This is a genomic window from Acidimicrobiia bacterium (assembly GCA_029210695.1).
Lineage (GTDB): Bacteria > Actinomycetota > Acidimicrobiia > Spongiisociales > JAHEDJ01 > JAHEDJ01.
The window spans coordinates 15,544-37,183 of record JARGFH010000013.1; the positions used below are offsets into that span (position 1 = coordinate 15,544).

At 62.7% G+C, this 21,640-nt stretch carries 22 protein-coding genes; 14 read left to right on the forward strand and 8 right to left on the reverse strand.

Annotation, left to right across the window (positions count from 1 at the left end; all coding sequences use genetic code 11):
- Nucleotides 1-25: 25 nt before the first annotated feature.
- The 6 genes from P1T08_06120 (at nt 26) to P1T08_06145 (ending at nt 4,882) form a co-directional block, all read left to right on the forward strand.
- Nucleotides 26-829, forward strand: a complete 804-nt coding sequence (locus tag P1T08_06120) for a DeoR/GlpR family DNA-binding transcription regulator (GenBank protein ID MDF1595655.1) — start codon at nt 26-28, stop codon at nt 827-829.
- Nucleotides 826-1,884, forward strand: coding sequence for a UDP-glucose--hexose-1-phosphate uridylyltransferase (locus P1T08_06125; protein ID MDF1595656.1), 1,059 nt, complete (start codon nt 826-828; stop codon nt 1,882-1,884). Before P1T08_06120 ends, P1T08_06125 begins: the two co-directional genes overlap by 4 nt.
- Entirely contained in the window at nt 1,874-3,037 is a 1,164-nt protein-coding gene (galK, locus tag P1T08_06130; protein MDF1595657.1) for a galactokinase, read from the forward strand. The genes P1T08_06125 and galK overlap by 11 nt, the downstream gene beginning before the upstream one ends.
- A gap of 78 nt (nt 3,038-3,115) precedes the next feature.
- A complete protein-coding gene (locus tag P1T08_06135; protein ID MDF1595658.1) occupies nt 3,116-3,838 on the forward strand; it encodes a cytidylate kinase-like family protein in 723 nt (240 codons plus the stop codon).
- The gene (locus P1T08_06140; GenBank protein ID MDF1595659.1) at nt 3,835-4,308 is read left to right on the forward strand and encodes a hypothetical protein; all 474 of its coding nucleotides are present in this window, start codon (nt 3,835-3,837) and stop codon (nt 4,306-4,308) included. The genes P1T08_06135 and P1T08_06140 overlap by 4 nt, the downstream gene beginning before the upstream one ends.
- A 118-nt stretch (nt 4,309-4,426) precedes the next feature.
- Nucleotides 4,427-4,882 carry a hypothetical protein gene (locus P1T08_06145; protein MDF1595660.1) on the forward strand — a complete coding sequence of 152 codons (456 nt, stop codon included), beginning with the start codon at nt 4,427-4,429 and terminating at the stop codon, nt 4,880-4,882.
- A gap of 2 nt (nt 4,883-4,884) precedes the next feature.
- On the opposite strand, the gene P1T08_06150 is transcribed toward P1T08_06145, so the two are convergent.
- The 6 genes from P1T08_06150 to P1T08_06175 all read right to left on the reverse strand — a co-directional run bounded on the left by P1T08_06150 (nt 4,885) and on the right by P1T08_06175 (nt 11,093).
- Nucleotides 4,885-5,895: an aldo/keto reductase gene (locus P1T08_06150; protein MDF1595661.1), complete on the reverse strand. Its 1,011-nt coding sequence runs from the start codon at nt 5,893-5,895 to the stop codon at nt 4,885-4,887.
- Between the two features lie 67 nt (nt 5,896-5,962).
- Nucleotides 5,963-7,723 (reverse strand): DUF1446 domain-containing protein, encoded by a 1,761-nt coding sequence (locus tag P1T08_06155; protein MDF1595662.1) that lies wholly within the window; start codon nt 7,721-7,723, stop codon nt 5,963-5,965.
- Nucleotides 7,724-7,736: 13 nt separating this feature from the next.
- Nucleotides 7,737-8,516, reverse strand: coding sequence for a heme ABC transporter ATP-binding protein (locus P1T08_06160; protein MDF1595663.1), 780 nt, complete (start codon nt 8,514-8,516; stop codon nt 7,737-7,739).
- Nucleotides 8,513-9,550: an iron ABC transporter permease gene (locus P1T08_06165; GenBank protein MDF1595664.1), complete on the reverse strand. Its 1,038-nt coding sequence runs from the start codon at nt 9,548-9,550 to the stop codon at nt 8,513-8,515. The genes P1T08_06160 and P1T08_06165 overlap by 4 nt, the downstream gene beginning before the upstream one ends.
- The gene (locus P1T08_06170) at nt 9,547-10,527 is read right to left on the reverse strand and encodes an ABC transporter substrate-binding protein (protein ID MDF1595665.1); all 981 of its coding nucleotides are present in this window, start codon (nt 10,525-10,527) and stop codon (nt 9,547-9,549) included. Before P1T08_06170 ends, P1T08_06165 begins: the two co-directional genes overlap by 4 nt.
- Nucleotides 10,528-10,529: 2 nt before the next feature.
- Nucleotides 10,530-11,093, reverse strand: a complete 564-nt coding sequence (locus tag P1T08_06175; GenBank protein ID MDF1595666.1) for a hypothetical protein — start codon at nt 11,091-11,093, stop codon at nt 10,530-10,532.
- Between the two features lie 145 nt (nt 11,094-11,238).
- On the opposite strand from P1T08_06175, the gene P1T08_06180 reads away from it, so the two are divergent.
- Nucleotides 11,239-12,486, forward strand: coding sequence for an MFS transporter (locus P1T08_06180; protein MDF1595667.1), 1,248 nt, complete (start codon nt 11,239-11,241; stop codon nt 12,484-12,486).
- A gap of 1 nt (nt 12,487) precedes the next feature.
- Here P1T08_06180 and P1T08_06185 read toward each other — a convergent pair whose 3' ends face one another.
- The gene (locus P1T08_06185; GenBank protein ID MDF1595668.1) at nt 12,488-13,459 is read right to left on the reverse strand and encodes a YbhN family protein; all 972 of its coding nucleotides are present in this window, start codon (nt 13,457-13,459) and stop codon (nt 12,488-12,490) included.
- A gap of 86 nt (nt 13,460-13,545) precedes the next feature.
- Here P1T08_06185 and P1T08_06190 point away from each other — a divergent pair, with 86 nt between their 5' ends.
- Nucleotides 13,546-14,250: an SDR family oxidoreductase gene (locus tag P1T08_06190; GenBank protein MDF1595669.1), complete on the forward strand. Its 705-nt coding sequence runs from the start codon at nt 13,546-13,548 to the stop codon at nt 14,248-14,250.
- Between the two features lie 39 nt (nt 14,251-14,289).
- On the opposite strand, the gene P1T08_06195 is transcribed toward P1T08_06190, so the two are convergent.
- Nucleotides 14,290-15,471, reverse strand: a complete 1,182-nt coding sequence (locus tag P1T08_06195; protein MDF1595670.1) for an acyl-CoA dehydrogenase family protein — start codon at nt 15,469-15,471, stop codon at nt 14,290-14,292.
- 31 nt (nt 15,472-15,502) lie between these two features.
- On the opposite strand from P1T08_06195, the gene P1T08_06200 reads away from it, so the two are divergent.
- From P1T08_06200 to P1T08_06225, 6 genes are all read left to right on the forward strand, one after another.
- Nucleotides 15,503-15,976, forward strand: coding sequence for a M48 family metallopeptidase (locus P1T08_06200; GenBank protein ID MDF1595671.1), 474 nt, complete (start codon nt 15,503-15,505; stop codon nt 15,974-15,976).
- A gap of 71 nt (nt 15,977-16,047) precedes the next feature.
- Nucleotides 16,048-17,358, forward strand: a complete 1,311-nt coding sequence (locus tag P1T08_06205) for an ATP-binding protein (GenBank protein ID MDF1595672.1) — start codon at nt 16,048-16,050, stop codon at nt 17,356-17,358.
- A 9-nt stretch (nt 17,359-17,367) separates the two neighbouring features.
- The gene (locus tag P1T08_06210) at nt 17,368-17,583 is read left to right on the forward strand and encodes a DUF2277 domain-containing protein (GenBank protein MDF1595673.1); all 216 of its coding nucleotides are present in this window, start codon (nt 17,368-17,370) and stop codon (nt 17,581-17,583) included.
- A gap of 61 nt (nt 17,584-17,644) precedes the next feature.
- On the forward strand, nt 17,645-18,544 hold the full coding sequence (gene ppk2, locus P1T08_06215; protein MDF1595674.1) for a polyphosphate kinase 2: 900 nt from the start codon (nt 17,645-17,647) through the stop codon (nt 18,542-18,544).
- Between the two features lie 207 nt (nt 18,545-18,751).
- A complete protein-coding gene (locus tag P1T08_06220; GenBank protein MDF1595675.1) occupies nt 18,752-20,224 on the forward strand; it encodes a BON domain-containing protein in 1,473 nt (490 codons plus the stop codon).
- Complete coding sequence (locus P1T08_06225; protein ID MDF1595676.1) at nt 20,221-21,627, forward strand: ABC transporter substrate-binding protein; 1,407 nt, start codon at nt 20,221-20,223, stop codon at nt 21,625-21,627. The genes P1T08_06220 and P1T08_06225 overlap by 4 nt, the downstream gene beginning before the upstream one ends.
- Nucleotides 21,628-21,640: the final 13 nt, after the last annotated feature.

Genomic DNA, 21,640 nt, shown 5'->3' on the forward strand with positions numbered 1-21,640 from the left:
ACGACAGTCGGCGAAAGTTGAGCCAATGGAGCACACTGCCTCGAAGGAACTGCCTGGAGCGGTCCGCCGCCGCCGAATGCTCTCCCTCATCCGGGAGCGCGAATTCATGCGGGTGAGCGACCTGGGCAGGATCTTCGGAATCTCGGAGGTCACAGTTCGCTCAGACCTCGATCATCTCGCCTCTACTTCGCCGATCCAACGGGTCCACGGTGGTGCGATTGTCCTGGACGGTCAGGTCAAGGCCGAGCGATCATTCGAACACTCCGAGGTCACCGCAGTTGACGAGAAGGCAGCGATCGGAGTCGCGGCAGCAGCCCTGGTGTCTTCTGGGGACTCTTTGATCATCGATGTAGGCAGCACCACAACTGCTGTGGCGCGGGCGGTCGCCCTGCGCAAGGATCTCGAGGACATTGTGATCTTCACAAACGGCCTGACGATCGCCATGGAGCTGGAGTCGGAGATCCCGAGGTTCACCGTCATCTTGACCGGCGGCACGCTCCGGCGCCAGCAACACTCCCTGGTCGACCCTTTCGCCAAGGTAGTCCTCGAGCAGGTGCACGTGACCGCCGCGTTCATCGGGTGCAACGGCGTGCACCTGGACGAGGGGATCACCAACATCAACCTCCCGGAGGCAGCCGTCAAGAGGAGCATGGTCAAAGCCGCCGAACGGGTGGTCGTAGTGGCCGAAGGATCGAAGCTCGGCAGGATCAGCATGGTGCGTTGCGCGGAGTTGAGTGACGTCGACGTTCTCATCACCGGCCGCTCGGCACCCTCCGGGCTGGTTGATCCAATCCGCGATCTCGGTGTTACTACCACGGTGGCCGGATGACCGACCTGGCGCCGGAACCCCCCGGACCTCATCGACGCTTCAACCCTCTGCGCGGCGAGTGGGTGCTCGTCTCGGCGCATCGAACCGAACGGCCCTGGCAAGGACGAACCGAGATGTTCGGAGCTCCCGGGGCCCTGCCGGACTACGATCCCGACTGCTACCTGTGCCCCGGCAACCAGCGAGCCGGCGGCAAGGTGAATCCTGCCTACACAGGCACGTATGCGTTCACCAACGACTTTCCGGCGCTCAGACCAACCGTCGCCGAGACTTCCCCATCATCCTCGCCCTTGTTCCGGGCCGATCGGGTAGCAGGGACCTGCCGGGTCCTCTGCTTTTCCCCTAGACACGGCCGGACGCTCGCCGACCTCGACCCAACCGAAATCGCCTCGGTCATCGACCTGTGGGCCGAACAAACGACCGAACTGGGTTCGGACTATCGCTGGGTGCAGATCTTCGAGAACAAAGGCGAGGCCATGGGCGCCTCCAACCCGCATCCCCACGGCCAGGTCTGGGCCGCCGACTCTCTGCCGACCCACGTAGCTGCCGAGGACCGACGCCAGGCGGACTATCGTGCCGCGCAGCAAACCAACCTGCTCATCGACTACACACGCATCGAGTGTGAAGAGAAGACCCGGGTGGTGATCGAGAACGATGCCTGGGTGGCAGTTGTGCCCTACTGGGCCACCTGGCCGTATGAGACCATGATGATGCCGCGTAGACACGTGCTTCGCTTGCCCGACTTGACCTCTGAGGAGAGAGCCGACCTGGCCGGACTGTTGAAACGCCTTCTCACCAGGTACGACAACCTGTTCGCCACTCCTTTTCCGTATTCGATGGGATGGCACGGTGCTCCCTTCCAAACCGACCAGATCGATCACTGGCAACTTCATGCGCACATCTATCCACCGCTGCTGCGCTCCGCGTCAGTCCGCAAGTTCATGGTGGGTTATGAGTTGCTGGGAGAGGCGCAGCGCGACTTGACTCCCGAGGACGCCGCCCAGCGTCTGCACCGATCGTCGGAGATCCCGTACCGGACCGATCTGCATGTCACCTGAGCAACGTGCGGTCGAAGCGTTTCGTGATCGTTTTGGCACCGATCCCGCGCTGGTCGTGCAGGCCCCCGGCAGGGTCAACCTCATCGGCGAGCACACCGATTACAACGACGGATTCGTCCTCCCGATTGCTATCGATCGCCGGACCGTCATCGCCGCTCGCCCTCGAACCGACACGACGATCGTCGTAGCTTCCGAGAACTTCCCCGATGCCCGCTTCGATCTACCGACGATGACCCGGGGAGGCGGATGGGAGGAGTACATCAAGGGCGTGGCGTGGGCCATGAATGGAGACGCTCTTCCGGGATGGGATGGTGTGATCGTTTCGACGATTCCGATTGGGGCCAGCCTCTCCTCGTCGGCGGCACTCGAGATAGCCACCGCACTCGTATTCTCGACTCTGGCTCAGCGGAGATGGGATCCGGTCGCAGCGGCGCAATCCGCCCGAAGAGGCGAGAGCGACTGGGTCGGCGTTTCGAGCGGAATAATGGATCAGCTCATCTCTGCTTGCGGACGAACCGGGCACGCGCTGCTCATCGACTGCCGTGATTTGACCAGGACCCCGATCCCCCTGCCGGACGGGACCCGGGTAGCAGTGCTCGATACAGGAACACGCCGCCGGTTGACGGAGTCGAGCTACAACACACGACGCCACGAGTGCAAAGAGGCGGCCGCAGCTTTCGGGGTCGCCAGTTTGAGGGATCTGACCGCGGCGGCCGTCGCCGATGCGCCCCCCGGCCTCTCTGCCACGATTGCCAAACGCGCCGTCCACGTCGTCGAAGAGAATGAGCGGACCATTGCGGCCGCCCGGGCGATGGTCAGCGGTGGGGCCGCCGAGCTGGGCGATCTCATGTATGAGTCGCACGTCAGCCTGCGTGACAATTATGAGGTTTCGAGTTTTGCTCTCGACGCGATGGTCGAGGCGGCGATGGCGTCACCCGGCTGCCTGGGCGCCCGCATGACCGGTGCGGGCTTTGGTGGTTGCGCCGTCGCCCTCATCGACCGGGCGTACGTTGGTGAGTTTTCTAGCGCGGTGGCCGACCGCTACCAGGCTGCCACGCGCCAAGAATCGAGGGTCTATTTGTGCGACGCGGCCGGCGGTGCCTCGGTGGTCGCGGACACCCCGACGGACCCGGGGGTCAGAGCCGACGATTGATGGGTTCGGGCCGATCGCGCCAACAGTCGAGCACCTTGGCCTCTCCACATCTTCTGCCCCTGTGATGAGATGGTAGGGATGACGTCACTCGACAGACTCGAACGCTATTTGCGAGCGGAGAAGGAGAGGCTTCGTTCCACGCCGGCTGGATTGCGAGAGCCGCAGAAGGCTCTCCCATTCGTCACCATCTCCCGCCAGGCAGGTGCCGGAGGCCATTCGTTGGCCGCCGTGTTGCTCGACGTGTTTGCCGATCAGGAGGAGACGAATGTCTTCGGCGGGTGGCAGGTCTTCGACCAGAAGCTGTGCAATGTCGTGGCTGATGATCCCGTCTTCTCACGCTCCCTGGATGCCCTCCTCGCCGAGGAGTATCGAACCCCCACCAAGGACTTCTTTCATCAGCTGGTGCGCTCGACTGTCGACCAGGATCTGGTTATGGCGCGCGTATTTCAAGTCGTGCGTTCTTTGGCCTCGATCGGCAAGGCCATAATTGTCGGTCGGGCGGGTTCACAGGTAGCCCTGGGCGCTGGTCCGGGTGTACGACTTCGTGTCGTTGCTCCCGAGGACGTGCGCATCGAACGGATGATGGAAGCCCACAAGCTCACTGAGCGAGAAGCCCGCAATGAAGCGCGCAGGGTCGATAGTCATCGGGCCCGACTGTTGAAGGCCTACTTCGAAGCCGACATCGAAGATCCAACAGGATACGACGCGGTATGGAACACCGGATCGGCCTCGATCACCGAGATCGCTGAAGCAACGGCTGCGACACTGCGCCGACGAGTCGCCGACTACCCGTCGACATGACCGAGCGAGTGTTGGTGGGGCCTTTCCTCACGAGAAACGAAGCGGCTCGGCGAGCAGGACTGGCAGCTCGAGAACTACCGCTCCGGCTCGACCTGCTCCGAATCGGTGGACGGGGACGGCACGAGGCGTACTTCGCGTTCCAGTTCGACAGCACCGGCATTCGCCGGGACCTCGGGAGTGTGGTGCTGCTGCTGCGAGGTAGCTCTGACGATCTGACAATCGCGGATTGGCTGGTGAAGAAGAACCTGGCACTCCTGGAGGCCTCCCCACTCACCTGGTTGAACCGGGGTGGTGCACTCGAACCGGTGCTGATGGCAGCAGAGGCAGCCGGAACGTCGATAGAAGGTCGCTTGGGATCCACGGCAGTCGCAGCGAGGCGCGTCGATGCCACGTCTCCGCCACGCACCAGGGAGGGGCGCCCCCAGCGCGGAGGCCTGCCCCCGTTTGCCCGCCCGATCAGCAGCCATTGATGAAAAGGAATGGATACCCGGCGGTCCGCGGCTGTGTTCGCGTTACCTGGGAGCCACCTTCGACGCTTGCAGCCGGCCCTCCAGATTGAGTCCTGCAGGGATTAGGCTCGCAGGCGGCATGACGACCGACGCGGACAGAACAGAAGCAGCACAGGCATTGAACCGACGGATTCTGGCGCTGGCTCGACAGCATGATCACCTTGCCCTGCTCGCCCTAGACGCCGACCCGGAGACGGCGCCGCTGCTCGCACTCCTGACTGGTGATCTTGCCAGCGCCGCCCTCGTCCATCTAGAGGGAGCTAGAGCCTGGCGCCGCCGTAAGGAAGAGGCCAATCAGCGCCGCCTCGCCGAAGCTCGCGCCGCTCTGGATGGCTTTGATCTCGTCCGGGCGCGCTCGCTGCTATTCCGGATCGAAGAGGAATTCCTGTCATCGCCGGGGGTCGAAGATCGAGACGCCATTCTCCTCGAGTTCGAGGCTCGTACGATGGAGACCGAGGAACTCCAGGAGACCGCCGAAGACGTCATCGATGAGTATCTGCCTCGCTGGCGCCGTTGGCTACGAAAGCGCCGTTGAAGTCAGCGTTGGACGTCCCGTTTCGATCCGAGCCGATCGAGCCCTCTGACACCGTGGGGCGTGTAGGGAGCCTCGAGGATCGCTACTTCGTCCTCGGATAGTTCAATGGACAGCGCGGCTACCGCATCGTCGAGATGTCCGAGCTTGGTCGCTCCGACAACCGGCGACGAGACCACCGGATTCGCCAGCAACCAGGCCAATGCGATACGCGCCGGAGCCACACCCCGCTCCCCTGCCACCGACTTGACTGCCTCGACGACCTCCCAGTCGGAGGGCTCGTTGTACCAGAGCTGATCAAACTGATCGCTGGCGGACCGCGCCGTCGAATCGTCTCCCAGTTTCTGGCGAGTGCCCGCCAGCATCCCACGTGCCAACGGCGACCACGGCATCACCCCGATCCCCTCTTCGGCACACAACGGGAGCATCTCTCGCTCTTCTTCGCGATACACGAGGTTGTAGTGGTTCTGCATCGAAATGAACTTCGCCCACCCATTTCGTTCGGAGACCGACAAAGAGCGCATCAGCTCATAGGCATACATCGAACTGGCGCCGAGGTAGCGGACCTTTCCGTCGCGGACCAATCCGTCGAGTGCCGCCAGGGTTTCCTCGATCGGCGTGTCGCGATCCAGGCGATGAATCTGATAGAGGTCAATCGTGTCGACACCCAGCCGGCGCAGACTCGACTCGGCAGCCTGTTGGATGTGTTTGCGGGAGAGTCCACCCTGATTTGGACCATCCGAGTGGGGGAAGTACACCTTGGTGGCGATGACGATCTCATCGCGATTGGCGAACTCCTTCAGCCAGCGCCCCGTGACCTCTTCGCTGACGCCCGCCGAGTACATGTCGGCGGTGTCGAAGACATTGATCCCGAGTTCAACAGCTCGCTGGAAGAACGGCCGGGAAGCATCAGCATCGAGCACCCACGGTCGCCAGTTCGGCGTTCCGTAACTCATACATCCGAGTGTCAGGCGGGATACTTGAAGTCCTGAGTTGCCGAGCCGTGTGTATTCCATCGGAGAAGGCTACCGGGTCCGACTGTGCGACAGAGCCGGAACTTCTCTACCTGCGCCTTGTCTACTACTAGTCGAGCAGGCTCGTCGGAACCTCGATCCGACACGCCCGCAGGTATTCCGCCAAGCCTTTGGCTTGCGCGTCGATTCGCAACGACGAACTCACACCTTCCCCGAGGAGTCCGTGGATCACGAAGTTGAGCGACCATAGGTTGGGAAGCAGGTATCGCTCGACGTTGAGATGAGCAAGGTCCGGCATGAGCGAGCGCAGACGCTCGACGGTCAAGACGTCGGCGATCCAGGCATAGGCCTCGGCCTTCCTCGCAAACACTCCAATGTTGCCGGTCCCGCCCTTGTCTCCGGATCGTGCTCCAACGAGCTCACCGAGGGGAACCGTGCGGGTCTCGCCGATTGGCAGCGACGGGATCTGAGTTGAGAGTGGGGCAACGGGCGGCCCCGGCTCGGGCGTCGTCTCGCGGACTTCGATGATGGTGCCGTCCAGGTCGATCTCCTGGGTGATGGCAGTTCGGTCAACGGTAGTTGGCCAATAGCGGGCGAACTGAGAGGCGGGAGCAGGTGGTGAGGCGCTGAACATCCCGGGTATCGATCCGAGCAGCACGCTGATGGCTGAGTCCGAGAACGCCCGTCCAACCTTCTCGGGGTCCGTAGACTTCACGGCTATCCGCCAGAAACTCGTGGCTTCGGCATTTGTTTTCGGGTCACTCGATCCTTGTCCGATTATCGACTCATCGACCTCGTCGTATTCCTCTTGCTTCCATGGCATCGCCCTCCAGACCTGCTGGGACACCAAGGCGGCCTTTTCTGCCTGGTTCAAGCCGGTGAGCCCGATCATCATGGAATTGCGGTAGCCGCCGACCACGGAGGCTGCCACCTTCAAGGTGGTCGGTGGAGCTTCGCCTCGGGTGCCAGACAGGCCAACTCGATCAGGAGCGATCTCCTCCAGTCGGACGGTATCGAACCTGGCGACCACATCCGGTGTCAGGTAGGCAGGCGGGCCGATCTCGTAGAGCAACTGGCTGACGACGGTGCCAATCGAGACACGACCACCGGTGCCGTCGTGTTTGCCGATCACCGAACTCCCATCGGCGGCGATCTCGGCCCACGGAAAGGCCGGGTACGCAAGGTCTTCGATCTCGGTGAAGAACGAGTAGTTCCCGCCGGTCGCCTGCATGCCGCATTCGATCACGTGCCCGGCCGCCACCGCTCCGGCCAGGCGGTCGTAGTCGTGGCGTTCCCACCCGTGCCACCAGGCGGCAGGTCCGGAGACCACCGACGCATCTGCGACCCTCCCGGTGACAATGATGTCGGCACCCGCGGCCAACGCTTGCGTGATCCCCCATCCACCCATGTAGGCGTTGGCGGTGATGAACCCGTCTTCACTATCGGAGAGCCGTTCTCCCGTCTGAAGATTCACGAACTCCTCTCCCCCACTCTGCAGCTCACCGAGACGGCCCATGAGATCGTCCCCTGAGATGGCCGCAACGCGTGGTGTGAGGCCCTGATCGGATGCCAGTTGTCTGATGGCCACGGCTGCTCCGCGTGGATCGAGGCCGCCGGCGTTGACCACTACCTTGACGCGTCGATCCAGCACCTCTCCGAGTACAGGAGAGAGAGCCTCGACAAACGTACGGGCATATCCACCGTCCGCTCGCCGGGTCCTGGTCTTGGCGAGGATGAGCATCGTCAACTCGGCGAGGTAATCCCCGCTCAGCACGTCGATCTCGCCCCCTTCGAGCTGATCGCGAAGTGCGGCGACCCGATCGCCGAAGAACCCTGAGAAGTTGGCGATTCGTATGGGCCGTTTCGACATCGGCGAACCTCTCCTATTCGTCTTCGAGCGTCAGCACGAGGGAGCAATCACGATCCGGATGTGGGATCACCCGCATCGGCTGTCGGTACACCTCTGTGAGGATATCGTCCGTCAACACGTCGGCAGGCGCACCGGCCACCTGCACACGACCACAATCCAGTAGTACGAGTCGATCGGCGTGGGCGGCGGCCAGATTGAGGTCGTGGAGGACCGCGACCACGGCGCTCCCCTGGTCTGCCGCCGCTCGCATGATGCGCATCACCGACTCTTGATGTCCGATATCGAGGGCTGAGGTTGGCTCGTCGAGCAGCATCACCGGAGTGTCCTGGGCAAGTACACGGGCCAGGCCAACCCGCTGTCGTTCGCCGGTGGAGAGGCTAGAAATCGGACGGCCGGCGAGATGGGCGACATCGGTACGTTCCATAGCCAGCTCAACGATCAGATCATGGTCCTTGAGGTCGATCTGGGCGCGCCGGTAGGGATGCCGACCCATCGCTACCACATCGCGGACGGTGAACGGATTCTCAGATACTCCCTGTGGGCCGAGAAACGCCCTGAGCTGTGACAGCTCCTGGGCCTTCGTTGAGGCGGTATCCCGATCGTTGATCGTTGCTCGTCCGGAGGTCGGATGCACGTCTCCGGCAACGATACGCAACAGAGTGGTCTTGCCCGCCCCGTTTGGTCCGACAATCCCCAGTACCTCTCCGCCGGCGACCACCAGGTTCACGTCGCTCAGTAGCGTTCTGCCACCGGCCCGATATCCGACGCTCTCTATCGTGATGGTGACGCTCATGCCGCCGATCTCCCTGCTCGCGTGAGAAACCAGAGGAAAACCGGCGCACCGACGATGGCTGTGAGCAACCCCACGGGAATCTCGACGGGAGCGGCCACCGTTCGCGCCAGCGTGTCGGCGGCGACGACCATCGCCGCACCTCCGACCGCTGATAGACCGATCAGCCATCGATGACCGGGGCCGAACCATCGTCTCAGTATGAGTGGTACCACCAAACCAACGAAGCCGATCACTCCGCCGAGGCCGACCGCGCCGCCGATGCCGATGCCGCAGGCAATCAGCACCGCGCGAACAAAGCGGTCGACGTCGACGCCGAGATGCCGGGCTTCGGTCTCCCCCAACGCCAGGAGGTCAAGAGGGCGCGCCAGGATTAGGAGGACAGCCGCGGCTGCGATCATGAACGGCGCGGCGGCAGTCAGCATTGTCCAGGTTGAACCCGAAAGGCCGCCGAATACCCAGAACGTGAAGGTAGGGACCCTTGGACTGTCCCAAGCGAGAACGATCGCTCCCAGCCAGGCCAGCATGCCGAGTCCCAGGGCCAGTCCAACCAGGAGAAACTGGGTTGATTCGAGTACTTGCTGGGCGATGCGGCGCATCAGGAGTGCCGCCGCAACCCCACCCACTGCTGCGAGGAACATCATCAGGATTGGGCTGCCGCCGGCCGGAGTGAGAGCGATGCCGGCCACCGCGCCGAGTCCAGCAGATGGGGCCAAGCCGACCAGATGCGGGTCGGCCATGTGATTGCGGAACGTCCCCTGGAGCGCCGCTCCGGTAGCCCCAAGGCCGGCCCCAACGAAGGCTCCTGCCAGAACTCTCGGGAGCCGTATCGCCCACAACACTGAGTCGGTGAGTCGCGCAGGCTCATCGAGGAAGCCGAGGTGCACACCGAATGCATGCACAAGGTCGCCGACACCCACAGAAACGGCACCCATGAGCATTCCGGCGGTCATCAGACCGACCAACGCCACCAGTAGTCCCGCCAGGCCGAGCGAGCGCCGCGTGCGGAGCCTGCCGACCTCGATACGTTCCGTCACGAATCGCCGAGTTCTCGACGGAGATCCTGGATCAGCAAAGCAAGAGTCCCGGCGATGCGCGGTCCGAACGTGAGGATGTCACCTTCGGGATAGTCGAGGATCCGGCGATCCCTTCCTGCCGGTGTCTCCGCGAAACCGGGAATCGCCAGCAGGCCCTCGATGCCACCGAGTGCATCGAGACCTTCGCTGGTGATGATGATGACATCCGGCGCGGCTGCAACCAGTGCTTCCGGCGTGATGGAGACCGTTCCGACCACTCCTGCCGCGGCGCCGACGTCGACTCCTCCGACGGCTTCGATCAGGGGTTGGGTTGTCATCTCCGACCCGAACAACAGCATCACGTCGGGACCACGGCTGTACACGAAGGCAAGCCCGGGTGCCGGGTCGAACCCGGGTGCCGTCGACAGTGCTTCCTCGATATCGGTGCGAACCCGGTCGATGAGGGCCGTCGCTTGGCTGCGGACTCCCAGCACTTCGCCGAGTTGCCCGATCTTCAGGTACAGCCCATCGAAGGTGGTCGGCACCTCCAGGATGACCACAGGAACGCCGGCGGATCGGATCTGTTCGATTGTTCCGAGCGGGGACGTCTGCGTGTCGCCGATAACCAGTGTCGGGTTCTCAGCGAGAACCCCCTCCGCCGTCAAGAACCGTCCAACCCCGACGACCGGCAATCCGACGGCCTCCGGTGGATAGACGGTGGTGACGTCGGTGGCGACGACCGACGCCCCGAAACCCAGTGCAAATACCATCTCGGTCAGGTCTCCGCTCAGGGTGACAATCCTGCTGGTGTCGTCAACGACTGATTCCGCCCCATCTGCTCCGACGAAAGCCGGAGGAAGTGCCTCTGTCGTTGTGCTCGAAGCAATAGCCGGCGAAGAGGGTGCAGTACTCGTTGACGAAGGAGTCGAATCAACCGCACCGCCCGAGCCGCAGGCCGTGGCCAGCAGGGCAATAACAAGCGCAGTCCGCCGGAGCATTGTCAACTATCTGGACAACCGACACGGGCGGACGCCATCAACGTGCAGAATGCTCCTCTCGGCACCTGCCAGCCGGCATCCGTCAGTACCGCTCGCCCGGTTTGGTCCGGGTAGCTCGGGTTGTTGTTGAAGAGGAGGTCGTACGTGAGGGTGGCGGTGGCGCCGTCGACAACGACCTCGCTCACCGCCACGGTGATGCCGCCCATGGCCTCACCCGTGGTGAGGTATAGGGCGACGGTGTCCTCGAGTCCAGATGGATCATCGATGTACGGGGCCTTGGTCTCGAAGTCGGACACGCTGTCGAAGGCGATCTCATACGCCAGGACGATTGCATCAACGTCGGCATCTTCACCCGGCACGATGCCTGCTGCGATGGTGGTTGTCGTCGCCGGCGCAGTCGTCGTAGTGGTCGAAGGCACCGACGTTGTGGTGGTGACTGCAACCGTGGTGACGGTGGTCGATGGGGAGGCGACGGTCGTGTCCGGGACGGTGTCTGTGGCGGATCCGTCGCCGCAGGCGGCGCTCAGCAGACCAACCACCAGTACCAAAACTGTGAACTGTTTCAATGGTTCCTCCGTGTAGAACATGTGATTCTGAGCCTGGAAGAGCTCCGACGGCGAGTCGAAACCACGGAACACCGTGCGAGGCGAGCTCAGCGACTCAGCCCCGGCGAGGCTGGCATCCGGCCGGCCCTGATAGTGTCCGCCGTCAATGAATGAAGGGTCCCGCAAAATCCAACGCACCTACCTGGTGCTGACGCTGCTGGCGACACTGTCGACATCTCTAATCTGGGGAGTCAACACGCTCTTCCTCCTCGACGCCGGTCTCAGCAACACCGAGGCGTTCACCGCCAATGCGTTCTTCACCGCCGGTCAGGTCCTCTTCGAAATCCCGACCGGCGTCGTTGCCGACACCCGGGGTCGGCGCATGTCCTACCTGCTCGGCGCCTCGACCCTTCTCCTCTCCACCCTCCTCTACCTGCTGATGTGGCAAACGCGGGCTCCGTTCTGGGGTTGGGCCATCGCCTCCGCCGCCATCGGACTGGGGTTCACGTTCTTCTCCGGCGCGGTCGAAGCCTGGCTGGTCGATGCACTGAGCTTCAACGACTTCGACGGTGACCTGGAGTCTGTGTTCGCCAAGGGGCAATCGACGGCGGGTGCCGCAATGCTGGTTGGTTCGGTTGCCGGTGGCTTCGTCGCGCAGGCGACCAACCTGGGGGTTCCGTACATACTCCGGGCGATCATGCTGCTGCTCACGCTCCTGGCCGCCTTCGTATTGATGCGAGACGTCGGATTCTCACCCAAGGTTGGCGGAGGCGCTATCACAGAGGCGAAGCAACTCCTTCGAGCCTCCCTCGACAGCGGGCTCCGCAACCCCCCAATCCGCTGGGTCATGATCGCAGCACCATTCTCGATGGGCGTCGGCGTGTACGCGTTCTATGCAATGCAGCCGTATTTGCTCCAGTTGTATGGAGATGAGCAGGCATACGGTATTGCGGGCCTGGCGGCCGCCATCGTGGCGGGTGCCCAGATCGTCGGCGGTTTGGTAGTGCCATTCGTTCGCCGGTTGTTCGCCCGGCGGACGCACGCGCTCATCGCCGGTGGAGTGGTCGGTACCTTGGCGCTCCTGCTCATCGGATGGACCGACAGGTTCTGGATCGCCATCGCTCTCCTCGTGATCTGGGCGCTGGCGGGTTCGGCGACGACGCCGCTACGCCAGGCCTACATCAACGGGCTCATCTCGTCAGATCGCCGAGCAACCGTGCTGTCCTTCGATGCACTCATGGGCTCGGGCGGGGGCGTCGTTGCTCAGCCGGTCCTCGGCCGGGTTGCCGATTCCTGGAGCTATTCGGCCTCCTACGCAGTCGCAGCACTGATGCAGGCCGCCGCCGTCCCATTCCTCATCCTGGCCAGAAAACAACAGGCTGCATCCGACCCCATTGAGATCGACCCGGCCTGAGTCAGGGCTCTGCACTGAGGCGTCCTCTCGTAATCGCGGCCCAGGTTCCGAGCCCGACGCCCGCCGGGATCCAGTAGTCGAGGACCCGGTAGATAAGGACTGGGGCCACCACAGTCCCGGCCGCGAATCCGTATGCGGTCAGAACGCCGATCAATCCGCCTTCGACGATGACGAGTCCGCCGGGCAGCGCCGGTAGGCCCCCGACGATGGCCGAAATCCCGTAGGTCACCATCGTCTCGCTTGGCGTGAGATGAATGCCGAGCGCCTGGAGAGACCCCCACAGAACGGCCGCTTCGGCAGAGATGCGTACGACTACGAGAACGACCTCACTGCCGAGAAGGCGCCCACCGCGTGAGGTCGCCGCGAAATGCTTCCGGATGATGTTCGGCAGGCGATCGATGATCTGGCCCAACCACGGGCTGCCTCCGAGAATGCCGAGCCCGACCATGAGGAGTAGGAATCCGAGCATCAGCTCACCGGCGAAAAGGAGCGGATGCCGACCGGTGGAAGCTCCCCAGAGGACGGCTCCTCCGGTCATGGTCAGGAGGCCACCGTAGGTCAGCAACGTTACGCGCAAGGCCACGCCTGCCATCTGATCGTCCTCAGAGCGAACCGCCCACGCCATGGTGGTCGGAGTCAGGGTTCCGCCTGCTGGTACGAGGCGAGCAACGGCCGATCCGGTCAGGGCGGCTTTGATTGCTCCGGCCCGGCTAACGGGGTGCCCGACGCGCATCGATCCAACGCGAAAGAGCTCTGCAAACACGAACTTGGCGATCAACTCGGATCCGAGGGCGGCGAGCAACAATCCTGCTCCGCGCCATCCGATAGCAGGGAGTTCCCATCGTCGTGCCGCTAAGACCAGTGCAACGACGTACGCAACGAAGACGGCAATGACGACCGCCAACGTCAACCAGGGTGGGCGGCTCGAGGGTCGCTCGTTCTTCGCGTGATCATGCTGGTTGGAGTCAGACATCAGGCACGCTCATTCTCACCGGATTGTCCGCGAGATGTGAAACGGCCGGGCACGGTAGTGTGCGTGGCGCAGCAATGAGGGGACGTATGACCGATCAGCGTGTCGCGGTGGTTACCGCAGCCGGAAAAGGAATGGGGGCGGCCATCGCCCGCCAACTGCATGCAAACGGATACCGGCTGGCCCTCATGTCGAACTCTGGTGGGGCTGAGCGACTCGCCGGGACCTTGGACGGGATCGGCACAACCGGATCTGTTACCGAAGAAGCAGACCTGGCTTTGCTCGTTGATAGTGCGATGGCTGCATATGGGCGGATCGACACGGTCGTCAACAACACCGGTCACCCGGCCAAGGGGCCGATCCTCGATGTCTCCGACGCCGACTGGCATGCTGGACTCGACCTGGTACTGCTCAACGTCGTTCGAATGGCCCGGTTGGTGACGCCGATAATGACGGCAAGGGGCGGAGGAAGCTTTGTCAACATCTCGACATTCGCGGCGTTCGAACCCGACGAAGCCTTCCCCGTGTCGAGCAGCCTACGGGCCGCCCTCGCCGGATTCACCAAGGTGTTCGCCGACCAATACGCCTCTGCCGGGATCCGGATGAACAACGTATTGCCCGGTTTCATCGACAGCTACCCGGAGTCTGTCGAAAACGTTGCCCGGATTCCAAGCGGCCGTTACGGCACGGTTGTGGAGATCGCCAAGGCCGTCGCCTTCCTCGCTTCCGATGATGCCGGCTACATCACCGGCCAAAACCTGCGGGTGGACGGGGGTATCACGCGCTCTGTGTGACGCAAGAGCCGCCCAGCCACCCGCACTGCGCGATGCCGATCACAAGATGTGCTTGGCAATGATCTCTTTCATGATCTCCGTCGTCCCCCCACCGATCGAGAGCACCCGATTGTCACGGTAAAGGCGTTCGACCAGGTATTCGCGCATGTATCCGAACCCGCCGAATATCTGCACCGCCGCGTCTGTGATGAAGTCGCTGGTCTCGGTAGCAAATAGCTTTGCCATCGAGACCTCCTTGACCTGAACTTCGCCACGGTTCAGTCGGTCGGCCACGCTGTAGGTGTACTGGCGGCTGATTTCGAGCTTCGTCGCCATGTCAACCAACTTGTGCCGGATCACCTGCCGGGCAGCCAGGGGTTCCCCGAAGGTGTGCCGGGCGGACGCATGATTCAGGCTGGCGGCCAAGGCGAGTTCGGCCGTGACGTTGGCAACGACGGCCATCTGCAGTCGCTCGACCTGGAAGTTCTCCATGATCAAGCGAAATCCGCCACCGGGTACGCCGATCAGGTTGGAGGCCGGCACGCGGCACCCATCGAAGAACAGCTCTGCAGTATCAGACGCCCACCATCCCATCTTCTTCAGGGGACCCGAACGGGTGAACCCCGGGGTGTCCGCCTCGATGACCAGCACGCTGATTCCTCTATGTCCCGGATCGCCGGTCCGTACTGCAACGGTGAACTGGTCGGCCCGCACTCCCGATGTGATGAAGGTCTTTGCCCCATCGACCACGAACACGTCGCCATCACGCCTGGCCCTCGTCGTGATCCCGGCGACATCCGACCCTCCCCCGGGCTCGGTCACCGCCAGCGCTGCGATACGCTCACCCGCCAAGGCGCCGGGCAGAAAGCGGGCCTTCTGCTCGGCCGTTCCGTGTTTGACGATCGGGGGGAGAGCGATGTGCAGTGATCCAAGCGAAGCACCAAGTCCTCCCGACCCGGCCCTGGCGAGTTCTTCCCATGCCACGACCTGAGCCAGCAGGTCCGCCGGAATGCCGCCGTACTCCTCGGGATACCCCAGGTTGAGGAGCCCGATTCCGGCGGCCTTGCCGTAGAGGTCGCGGGGAAACACACCGGCCTCTTCCCAATCGTCGACGAAGGGAATGATCTCCGTTTCGACGAAGTGCCGAAAAGTCTGACGGAGAAGCGTGTGCTCGGGCGAGAAGTAGGTGTCGCTCACGATCGGAGTTTCGCCTCTTGGTGGCACGGCTGCAACAGGGCGCATCGTTAGTCCGCTCAGGGTGTACCGTGCAGCGATGCAAGTCGAAGTGGTTCGAAGTACCAGAAGGCGCAAGACCGTTCAAGCCAGGTTGGTCGACGGGGTATTGCGGGTCGCCATCCCTGCCCACCTGACCGCCGCTGAAGAAGCGCGCTGGGTCGAGGAAATGAAGCGCCGCTTGCGCCGGGACAGTCTTGCGAGTGAGGTCGACCTCGATGTGCGGGCAAATCGACTGGCTAACCGGTACGGGTTGCCCCGCCCTGCCTCGATCGAGTGGTCGAACCGACAGCACACCCTGTGGGGATCGACGACGATTGCCACCAGCACTGTTCGCCTATCGTCTCGCCTGGCCGCCTATCCCACCTGGGTTCTCGACTATGTGATCGTGCATGAACTGGCTCATCTGGTGGAGCCCAATCACACCCCGGCTTTCTGGCAACTGGTTGAACAGTATCCACGCACAGAACGAGCCCGGGGCTATCTGCTCGCCAGAGGCGAGGCCGGCGAATAGCCGTGCGGCACTGCGGCATGCGACGCAATGAACCCTCAACCACTCCCAAGTAGGCGCCGATATGCCAGGTAGTGACCCACACCAGGCAGACACAGGTACGCACTTCGCGGATCGGACCGGCAGTCCTCTCGACGATGGCGGTGGTCGTCATCATTGCCGGCCTCGGAGCGGTCGTTGTCTCCAACCTTCAGACATCGGCGGACATCCGAAAGGAATCGCGAGAAGCGCACCTCCTCGGCGAGATGCACATTGCGTTCACCGTCGTTGAACAATCACTGGCGATCTGGACGGCGCAACCAGGAGAAGTCCAGCCTCCCTCCGAGGATCCGGACGTTGCTGCGGCAACAGCAAACTTCGAACGATATGTGGCAGAACTCCTTTCTCTCATCGATGCAGACGAGGTAGCTCTGGTTCAGGGGTTCGCGGACTCGTTCGACGCCTACCTGCTGGCGGTCGTGACTGCCGGAGCGGACCCATCACACGATCAAGGTGCCGCCGTCTTTTTGCTGGAACGCGAGGTCCGCTCTCCATTGCTCGCCTTGCTCCATGAGGAAAACGAGCACCTCTTGGAGTCGGTTGAGGCGGGCCGGAGATCGGAGCAACTCCTTCGCTGGGGTCTTCCGGCGCTTCTGGCAATGGCGCTGATCTTGTCTTATTTCGTTGTGCGTCTCCAAGGCCGCAGTCAGGCACTCGAGGAGGAGCGGAAGCTCACTGAGGCGCGCAATCAGTTCATCGCTTCCGTCAGTCACGAACTTCGGACCCCGCTGACTCCGATCGTTGCGCTTTCGCACGAACTACGAGACCGGGTGGGCGATTTCTCTGCTGACGAGATGGTCGAGTTTGCAGACATGATCGCCAGGGAGAGCGACGCAGTGTCCGCCATCGTGGACGATCTCCTCGTGGCTGCGCGCATAGACGCCGGAGAACTCTCTATCACTACCGAGGTGCTCGACATCGCCGAAGAGATAGCGCACGCTCTCACCATGATCGACGGATCCGACGACATCTCGGTCGAAGCAAGCGGCGCCGTGCTGGCGGACGGAGGCAGGCTGCGGCAAATCCTCCGCAACTTGATTTCAAACGCCTATCGATATGGAGGTGCACAGGTCACGGTCACGGGGCACCGGGAAGGCGAGCGGATGGTGGTGGTGGTTTCGGATTCCGGATCGGGTATCCCGCCCGAACTCCGAGACAGGATCTTCGAACCGTTCGCCCGCGCGCACGACTTCCCCGGCGTCCCAGCCTCAGTGGGCCTGGGTCTCACAGTGTCGAGGACCCTCGCCAACCTGATGGGAGGAACGCTCAGCTATGCCTACGAGGGCGGGTGGAGCCGCCTCATCCTAGTTCTCCCCGTTCCCTCGAAGGATCTGGTCCGCGCCTAGTCTGAGTCGATGTGCCGTAGCATCAAAACTCTTCGCCCGCCCATGACGATCGATGTGACCCACGACGACACGCAGGCAGCCGCTTTGCAGTACGTCCGCAAGGTGACCGGGTTCCGATCGCCGTCCAAGGCCAACGCTGAGGCGTTCTGGGCCGCCGTCGAGGAGATCAGTGTTGCGACCGAGAAGGTGCTCGGCAACCTGGTTATTGCAGGGAGCTCTTCTTGAGGGCAGGACGCAGTGTTCCACTCAGCGGAGGCCGGCGCCCACCGGTAAGGTCGTCCGTCCAATGATTGAGCCGGATACCGCACACGAAGACACCAACCATCCGGACCCGGATCTGGCACGTCGGGTAGCCGAACTGGAGCAGCAAATCACTGCCGTGACGAAAGAAAGGGACAGGGCGCTCAGCCGGCTCTCACGAGACGACGAGCTCAGACCGTTTCAAGTAGAGCTGCTGAAACTCCAGCAACACCTCGAAGCCACCTCACAGCGGATGATCGTTGTCTGCGAGGGCCGCGACGCTTCTGGGAAGGGTGGGACAATTCGGAGAATCACCCGCTATATGAACGTCAAGCACTATCGCGTGGTTGCATTGGGCAAACCGACCGAAGAGCAGGGAACGCAGTGGTACTTCCAGCGCTACGTCACCCACTTTCCCACGGGGGGTGAAATCGTCCTGTTCGACCGATCCTGGTACAACCGGGCGATGGTCGAGCCGGTCCTTGGTTTTTGCACAGAAGCCGAATACGACGCCTTTCAAACCGGTGTGACAGGCTTCGAGAAGGACCTCGTCCGCCAGGGAACGATACTTGTGAAGCTGTACTTCAGCGTCACCAAGGAAGAACAGGCCAGGCGGTTCGCCCGGCGCCGGAAAGACCCACTCCGTCAGTGGAAGCTAAGCGAGGTCGACCTCCAGGCACAGGACCATTGGGACGACTTCACCCAAATGAAATACCGCATGCTCAAGCGCACGTCGACCGTCACGGCGCCGTGGACGATAATTCGCTCCGGGAACAAGCAAGCGGCTCGACTCAACGCGATGCGAGTAATCCTCAACGCGGTTCCGTACGAACATCGCGATCTCAGTCTGGACTTCACCCCGGATCCGAAGGTAGTGATCTCAGGCGCGCGGGAACTCGAGCTGATGGAAGGGCAACAGATTCGTCTCGGTCGCTTCACCGTCTGAGTGGCGCTGGAGCCTCGCGACACTGCGCGATACTCACCCTTCTCAAAGGTCGAGTTATTCCCGCAAACAGATCGATCAGACCCCTCAAGAAATCGCCTCTCGGGCCGATGGACTCATTACGATCATAATTTGGGAGGCAGGCGCTATCTCTGGATATGCGCAGGGGTCCGGGTGTATGGCTGGAACCTACGGGAAGAGGACGACTGCATGCCGCCAGGGCTGAATGAGCCAGAAGAACATCCGCAAGCCGGTATAGCCGGCGAGGACCCATGGCCCGGTCCGCCCGGCCTGGACGGCACCGACGGGCTCGAGTCGGGCGAGGATGACCAGACACTGCTGGGGCACGATCAACTGCTCGCGCTACGTTCCAGCCGCCATGTCACCCGGCGTCCGCGGCGCCGCCGAAGATGGCCGTGGATCACCGGCCTGGTCGTGCTGGCCGTTGCGGCAGCGTTCTACGGTGTGTACGCCTTCGGGTGGACCTATGTGGAGGACTTCCTCATCACCAGGAACGTCTCGAGCGCAGCAGCCGGATATCCGGGTCTCATCACCACCTACTCAGATGGTGTCGCCACGATCGCGGGTGAGGTCGAGACGACCGCCGATGCAGATCTGCTGGTCGCCTCCATTGGACGGGTGGACGGTGTTGAGGAGGTCCGCGCAGACCTCACGGTTGCGGCCGCTTCGACCTCGGGCGCGCTAGAAACTGCCATTCTCGAAGGGCTCGCCGGTGCTGGTATCACTACCGTCACGCCGATCATCGAGGGATCCACCGTCACGCTGATCGGAACCGTCACCGAACCGAACGATCTCGACATCGCCTCTTCGATCGCCGTCGGGATCGATGGTGTTTCGCAGGTGCTCAATCGGGTCGTCGTCGCCTCGGACGTCTCGTCGGCAGCCCGTCAGCTGCTCGACGCGGCCGGTTTCGCGACGGTGGCAGTGCTCATCAACGGCAATCTGGCAGTGCTGAGCGGCACAGTGGCCGCTGACCGCGACGTGTTGGCGGCGGCCGATGTCGTGCTGGGACTCCCCGGCGTCGAGAAGGTCGACAACCGCTTGGAAGTCGGCACCACTCCGGATACCACCGCCGTTCCGGTGGGTGTCCCCGGCGACGAAAGCTCCGCGCTGGCTGCAGCACTCGAAGATGCAGGCTACGAAGGGATCGCAGTGACCCTCGACGGCAGCGTCGCCTACCTCGACGGCGTCGTTCCCTTCGATGTGCTCGAAGACGGCTACTTTGCCTTTGTCGATGATGTTCGATCGATTGTTCTGGAGGTCGGTGACGAGGTAACCGTGGTCAACCGACTCCGTCTGAGAGGAGATGAACAAGAGTTGAGAGACCAACTCCAGGCGCTTCTCGAGGAGAGCCCGATTGTGTTTCTCAGTGGATCTTCCGACCTCACCATTGAAAGCCAGGCAGCCCTCGATATCGCCGCCAAGATCATCCTCTCCCAACCCGGGTTGCAGATATTCATCGCCGGGCACACAGACGCCAGCGGGAGCGCCGAGGCGAACCAGCAACTGGCCGGGGAGCGAGGGAGGGCCGTGTATGGCTACCTCGTGTCGGTCGGCGTCCCGGCCAACCGCATGGCCGTGGTCTCATATGGTGAGCTCTTTCCGGGCCGGGGAGCCTCGGCAGCCGACGATCGCCGCATCGAGTTCGAGGTGGGACCATGAGGGACCGGGTTGTTGTCTTGGTGGCGTTACTCGTTGTAATGGGTGCCTGTACGTCGACCGAGCCGCAAGTCGTGATCCCCTCAACGACTGCTCCCGCTTCAACGTCGACGACGCTCGAGACTGACGCCCCCGATGCTGCGATTGCTGCCGGGGTGACTCCTGCAACAACAGACGGCATCACTGCCACGGACGACACGATCTATGTTGGCGTACTCGCCGATCTCACCGGCCCGTTCTCAGGGACCGTCGTGGATGTGGTGGACGCCCAGCTTGCGTTTTGGAGTCGCCTCAACGACGAGGGGGGCATCGGCGGCAGGCAGGTCGAGGTATTGATTGCGAACACCGGGTACGACCTGAGTATCCACCAGGCGAAGTACGCGGAGCTGAAGGACCGCGTCGTCATGTTCGCTCACTCGACGGGATCACAGCAGACGCTGTCTGTGCTTCCGAACTTGATCGAGGACGATCTGCTGGCCTTGCCGGTCACCTGGTATTCGGGGTGGTCTGATCCTCAAATGGGAGCCAATTTGCTCGAGACCGGCTCCAATTACTGCATGGAAGCGATCAACACGATCTCCTACATCGACGAGCAGCATCGAGCGACAACTGGGCGAGCGCCGAGACTCGCCATCATCACCTTCCCGGATGACTTCGGTCGCGATTCAGCGGCAGGCGCTCGCTATGCCGCCGAGCAGTTAGGCATGGAGATCGTGTACGACGGCGAAGGCACTGTCATCCCGGGTCAGGACCTTCGACCCATTGCAGTAGCTGCGGCCGCCAGCGGTGCGGACTACACATGGATGGCCACCGATCCCATTTCGATGGTTGAGATCGTGGGAACGGCACTGCAGCTCGGCTACACCGGGCAATGGGGCGTTGCTATGGTCTCGTTCTCCGACCGGTTGCTGTCCACCGCGCTCGGCGACTACATGGCGCAGAACATGCTGATGTCGACGCTCATCTTGCCGCTCGGGGCAGAGGCCGAAGACATGGCCGAGGTCATCTCTGTGCTGGCCGCCGCCTATCCGGACCGGTATCCGTCGACCGGCCTCATCGAGGGTTACCTCGAGTACGTGGTGACGAAGACTGTGCTGGAGCGGGCCACCGATCTCGGCGACCTCACTCCGTCCGGCGTCGTCGCCGCAGCCGGGAGGATCGGCTCCCTGTCATACGGTGGCCTCGCGCCATCCAATATCTACAGCGGGGACGCGGCCTCCACCGTTACTCGGGCGACCGCCATCTACCGCCCGGATAAGGCGTTGTTCGACGATCAAGGTGGTCTCGATGCCACCCTCGGAGCAGGAGCCATCTCGCCACTCTCGCCGATCCTGGGGTTCACAGCCTCCGATCTGGCGGCCTCCTACGACTTCCAAGGCCCGTGTTTCGTCTTTCCAACTGGATGAAATGGTTCTCAGG

Excerpts from the sequence above, each read along its gene's own strand:
- P1T08_06120 (MDF1595655.1), top strand. The coding sequence starts at position 26 with ATGGAGCACACTGCCTCGAAGGAACTGCCTGGAGCGGTCCGCCGCCGC.
- P1T08_06125 (MDF1595656.1), top strand. The coding sequence starts at position 826 with ATGACCGACCTGGCGCCGGAACCCCCCGGACCTCATCGACGCTTCAAC.
- galK (MDF1595657.1), top strand. The coding sequence starts at position 1,874 with ATGTCACCTGAGCAACGTGCGGTCGAAGCGTTTCGTGATCGTTTTGGC.
- P1T08_06135 (MDF1595658.1), top strand. The coding sequence starts at position 3,116 with ATGACGTCACTCGACAGACTCGAACGCTATTTGCGAGCGGAGAAGGAG.
- P1T08_06140 (MDF1595659.1), top strand. The coding sequence starts at position 3,835 with ATGACCGAGCGAGTGTTGGTGGGGCCTTTCCTCACGAGAAACGAAGCG.
- P1T08_06145 (MDF1595660.1), top strand. The coding sequence starts at position 4,427 with ATGACGACCGACGCGGACAGAACAGAAGCAGCACAGGCATTGAACCGA.
- P1T08_06150 (MDF1595661.1), bottom strand. The coding sequence starts at position 5,895 with ATGGAATACACACGGCTCGGCAACTCAGGACTTCAAGTATCCCGCCTG.
- P1T08_06155 (MDF1595662.1), bottom strand. The coding sequence starts at position 7,723 with ATGTCGAAACGGCCCATACGAATCGCCAACTTCTCAGGGTTCTTCGGC.
- P1T08_06160 (MDF1595663.1), bottom strand. The coding sequence starts at position 8,516 with ATGAGCGTCACCATCACGATAGAGAGCGTCGGATATCGGGCCGGTGGC.
- P1T08_06170 (MDF1595665.1), bottom strand. The coding sequence starts at position 10,527 with ATGCTCCGGCGGACTGCGCTTGTTATTGCCCTGCTGGCCACGGCCTGC.
- P1T08_06180 (MDF1595667.1), top strand. The coding sequence starts at position 11,239 with ATGAATGAAGGGTCCCGCAAAATCCAACGCACCTACCTGGTGCTGACG.
- P1T08_06185 (MDF1595668.1), bottom strand. The coding sequence starts at position 13,459 with ATGTCTGACTCCAACCAGCATGATCACGCGAAGAACGAGCGACCCTCG.
- P1T08_06190 (MDF1595669.1), top strand. The coding sequence starts at position 13,546 with ATGACCGATCAGCGTGTCGCGGTGGTTACCGCAGCCGGAAAAGGAATG.
- P1T08_06195 (MDF1595670.1), bottom strand. The coding sequence starts at position 15,471 with ATGCGCCCTGTTGCAGCCGTGCCACCAAGAGGCGAAACTCCGATCGTG.
- P1T08_06200 (MDF1595671.1), top strand. The coding sequence starts at position 15,503 with ATGCAAGTCGAAGTGGTTCGAAGTACCAGAAGGCGCAAGACCGTTCAA.
- P1T08_06210 (MDF1595673.1), top strand. The coding sequence starts at position 17,368 with ATGTGCCGTAGCATCAAAACTCTTCGCCCGCCCATGACGATCGATGTG.
- ppk2 (MDF1595674.1), top strand. The coding sequence starts at position 17,645 with ATGATTGAGCCGGATACCGCACACGAAGACACCAACCATCCGGACCCG.
- P1T08_06220 (MDF1595675.1), top strand. The coding sequence starts at position 18,752 with ATGCCGCCAGGGCTGAATGAGCCAGAAGAACATCCGCAAGCCGGTATA.
- P1T08_06225 (MDF1595676.1), top strand. The coding sequence starts at position 20,221 with ATGAGGGACCGGGTTGTTGTCTTGGTGGCGTTACTCGTTGTAATGGGT.